The organism is Spirillospora sp. NPDC046719 (assembly GCF_040645715.1).
GTDB lineage: Bacteria > Actinomycetota > Actinomycetes > Streptosporangiales > Streptosporangiaceae > Spirillospora.
Genome location: NZ_JBEYYT010000875.1, coordinates 1 through 1,525 on the forward strand (window position 1 = coordinate 1; position 1,525 = coordinate 1,525).

Genomic DNA, 1,525 nt, shown 5'->3' on the forward strand with positions numbered 1-1,525 from the left:
CGCACGTCCTCGACCGTCCCGCCGCCCTCGCTCAGCGTGTTGAGGGCGCGGACGACGTCGGGCAACCCCAGCCGGCACGGGCCGCACTGCCCGGCGGACTGCGCGGCCAGGTAGGACGCGATCCGGGTGACCTCGCCGAGCGGGCAGGTGCCCTGCGCGAGCGGCAGGATGATGCCGGCGCCGACCGTCCCGCCGACGGCGCGCATCCCGGCCCGCGACAGCACGGCGCGCGCCGCTCCGGCCGGGTCGAGCCACGTCCCGTGGTAGCCGCCGACCAGCACGCCGGGGCCCGGCGGCACGTCGCAGTGCTTCAGGACGTCCCGCAGCGGCGTGCCGTACGGAGCCTCGACGACCGTGGTGCCGCCGACGGTGAGCAGCGTGGTGCCCGGCTCGTCGTCGGTCCCGGCGGAGGCGTACAGGTCGGGGCCGAGCGAGACCAGCACCGCGAGCTGCGCGAACGTCTCGGTGTTGGACAGCAGCGTCGGGTACCCGTCCACCCCGGACTCGGCGGCGCGGACCTTCACGCCCGGCGGGATCGGCGTCTCGCCGTTGATGGCGCGGATCACCGCGCCGCTCTCCCCGGAGATGAACCGCTCGGTCAGCCGGACGACGCGGGCGGGCATCCGCCGCTCGCCGATCGCGGCGCGCACCGACCGGGCCGCCTCGTCGCTCTCGACGGCCAGGACGATCCGCTGGGTGCCGAGCGCGGTCGCGACGATCTGCGCGCCGTCCAGCACCAGGTGCGGGGCGCGGCCGAGCAGGACCTTGTCCTTGGCGCTGCCGGGCTCGCCCTCGGCCCCGTTGACGACCACGACGACGTCCTCGCTGGAGCCGCGGTCGCCTCCCTTCTCGCCCGGCAGCAGCAGCGTCCGGTCGGCGGTCGGGTGGTTCACCCGGGACGCGACGGCGGTCAGCTTGCGCGCGAACGGGAACCCGGCGCCGCCGCGGCCCCGCATGTCGACCTGCTCGGCCATCCTGACCAGGTCGTCCAGCGACGGGACGCGCAGCCGGCCGTGCACCGCGAGGTGCCGGTCGAGGTCGAGCCGGTCGAAGCGGTCGAAGCCGAGCGTCAGCCGGGGGCCGCCGATGTTGGAGACCGTGTGGACGGCGCTCATCGGATGACCTCGGTGTCCCAGCCGCCGCCCTCGCCCGGCAGCGGCACGCCGCGCGGGTCGGTCACGGTGGAGCGGGAGTCGCGCCCGCCGAGCGGCCCGGTCACCCGCGGGTCGTCCATGCGGCGCGGGTCGTCCACGCCCCGTCGGTCGTCCATCCCGCGCAGGTCGTCCATACCCCGCAGGTCGTCCATGCCGCGCAGATCGTCGACACCCCGCAGGTCGTTCACACCGCGCAGATCGTCAACACCGCGCAGGTCGTCAACGCCGCGCGGGTCGTCGTATCCGCGCGGATCGTCGCCGTATCCGGGACGGTCGTCGTAGCCGAGCCGGTCGGCGTAGCCGCGCGGGACGGCGGCGCGCGGGTCGCGCTCGGGGAACCGGCCGCGCGCGCGGCGGGCCGCGGCGGCGGC

1 protein-coding gene and 1 pseudogene are annotated in these 1,525 nt (G+C 76.4%); both read right to left on the minus strand.

Translation table 11 applies throughout. The features are described from left to right. A partial coding sequence (locus tag ABZ914_RS51165; RefSeq protein ID WP_500201790.1) for an NADH-ubiquinone oxidoreductase-F iron-sulfur binding region domain-containing protein occupies positions 1 to 1,115 on the minus strand: 1,115 nt, incomplete at its 3' end. Beyond that, a pseudogene (locus ABZ914_RS51170) lies at positions 1,112 to 1,525 on the minus strand (hypothetical protein); the annotation flags it as partial. The gene ABZ914_RS51165 and the pseudogene ABZ914_RS51170, both read right to left, overlap by 4 nt.